This is a genomic window from Frankia sp. CcWB2 (assembly GCF_977927585.1).
The window spans coordinates 1-2,212 of the sequence record NZ_CDWRCM010000313.1 but is presented as its reverse complement, the minus strand read 5'-3'; the positions used below and the strand labels follow the sequence as shown (position 1 = coordinate 2,212).

Sequence of the window (2,212 nt, the reverse complement as noted above, 5' to 3'; positions counted from 1 at the left end):
AGGGTTCGAAACGCGTAAGTTATTTCATTTCGACTCCTGAGAGAGGGCTGGGCCAGATGGAGCCTGGCCGCGGCCCGGCCGAAGTGGAGTTCTTCTGCGATCGCCAGGAAAGAGACGAGGTATCGGAAATCGATCTTGCTCTCCATGGCACCTCCCGCGGACACGCTAGCGATCCCGAAAAACTACGGGTGAATACGGCGTGTGGAGATACGGAAGATACGGCGTAAGATTCGCCCGACGTGGCATCCACCACGCCTCCGACCTGGCACTTGACTTCGAGCAGAATATCAGAATCGGCTCGATCCGCGACTTTGCGGCACTATCCCCGGAAGCGGACGGGGAGCTCCGCCAGTCCTCGGATGAGCAGGTTGGATTTGTAGGGCGGCGAATCGACGAGAAGCTCGGCGGACCGGACCCGGTGGAGGAACCCCGCCAGGAAGATCTCCATCTCGAGCAACGCCAACGGCGCGCCGAGGCAGTAGTGGTGGCCAAGGCTGAACGACAGGTGCCGGGACGCGCCGGAGCCCGCCACGTAGCGGCGCACATCGAGACGGTCCGGGTCGTCGAACGCCTCCGGATCGCGGTTGGCGCAAGCGATCAACGCCACCACGCCCTCACCCGGGGAAAAGGTCTGGCCACCCACCGTCATTTCCCGGATCGCTGCCCGGGTGTTGAGGTGGATCGGGGAGTCATAGCGTAGCAGCTCGTCGACGGCGGGCCGGATGAGATCCGGTTCGTCGCGCAGCAACGCCGTCTGATCGGGGTTACGCAGCAACGCCAGCGCCCCGTTGCCGACCAGGTTGACCGTCGTCTCGTGGCCGGCGATCAGCAGGGTCACGCAGGTGCCGAGCAGTTCGTCCTCGGTCAGCCGATCACCCTGCTCCTCGACGGCGGCCAGCGCGCTGAGCAGATCGTCGCCACCGCTGCGGCGGCTGCGCGCGACCAGCGCACGGAAGTAGGCGAGGAACTCAGGGATGGCGTCGTTACGTTCCGCCAACGCCTCCGGAGACATCAGGACGTCCGGGTCGAACGCCCTGGCCAGCGCCTGCGACCAGATCTGGATGATGCCGTGGTCGGCCGCCGGCACCCCGAGGATCTCACAGATGATCGTGAGTGGCAGCGGGTACGCGATCGTCTCGATGAGGTCGAACTCTCCGGCCCGCAGCGCGGTGTCGAGCAGGTCGTCGACGAGGGCGGTGATACGCGGCCGCAGATCGGCGACCCGACGCGGGGTGAACGCCTTGCTCACCAGGCCGCGCAGCCGGGTGTGGTCCGGCGGCTCCATCCACAGGAACGTCGCCGGGAACTCCTCGGCGGGCAAGGTGGGATGCAGTTGGTGGGCCTCCTGATCGTGCCCCCAACTCTGGTTGGACAGTACCGCTACGCAGTCGTCGTGCCGGGTGGCGACCTGCAGTCCGAACGGCGTCTCGGGCAGCCGGCCGGCTGCCCGCAGGCGCGCATAGAGCGGATAGGGATTCGGCCTGTTCGCGGGATCGAACAACGCGGCCAGCAGATCAGGCGCCTGGTCCGGGAGCGGGTTCCCGTGGTCGGCCGCGACGCCGGTACCGGCGTCCGCCCCGGCGAATACGGAATCGGTTGTGACTGCCATGGTGTGCTCCTCATCGTCGGTCCGACGAATGCCAGCGCGAGTGGTGCCACGGCGCTTGGTTCACGGTGGGTCTCCACCTGGAAGCGCCCCGGGACCTGTGCGTTCAGGCCACCTGCCCGGAGCCCGATCGCGGCGGGAGACATGAGGGAATGGAGGCGACGGATGGGATGAGTAGGACGGCGGGACGGTGGCGGGTGGGGACCCTCGGTTCCGTTCCCGAGTCTCGTTTCCGGACCCTCGCCTCCAGATTCAGGCCGGACACCAGGAAACTTGATTCGGTCGCGGTCGCGGTCGCGGTCGCGGTCGCGGTCGCGCGCCGGGCCGTCGACCCGGCGAGGTGATCGGTACATTTGATACCACCAGGACGACACCCAGGTAAGGGGATGTAATGAAGTAACAAATACGTGATCGAGAGCATCATCGCAGGTCACAGGCCTGTGGAGGGTTCGAAACGCGCAAGTTATTTCATTTCGACTCCTAAACTCCCAGGAAACCATCGGATGAATTTTTCGACCGCCGGGATGATTCGGTGATGTATTGTCGGCCCTGATGCTGTCTCTATACACATCTGACGCTGCCGACTAATTAGACGGTGTAGTTCTC

3 protein-coding genes are annotated in these 2,212 nt (G+C 64.9%); all 3 read right to left on the bottom strand.

From position 1 onward, the window contains the following. Positions 1-146, bottom strand: a 146-nt coding sequence (locus ACY45C_RS21000; protein WP_462189276.1) for a LysR family transcriptional regulator, incomplete at its 3' end; no start/stop codon positions are given. Positions 147-319: 173 nt separating this feature from the next. Beyond that, the gene (locus tag ACY45C_RS20995; RefSeq protein WP_462189274.1) at positions 320-1,609 is read right to left on the bottom strand and encodes a cytochrome P450; all 1,290 of its coding nucleotides are present in this window, start codon (positions 1,607-1,609) and stop codon (positions 320-322) included. 103 nt (positions 1,610-1,712) lie between these two features. After that, positions 1,713-2,030, bottom strand: coding sequence for a hypothetical protein (locus tag ACY45C_RS20990; RefSeq protein WP_462189273.1), 318 nt, complete (start codon positions 2,028-2,030; stop codon positions 1,713-1,715). Between the last annotated feature and the right edge of the window lie 182 nt (positions 2,031-2,212).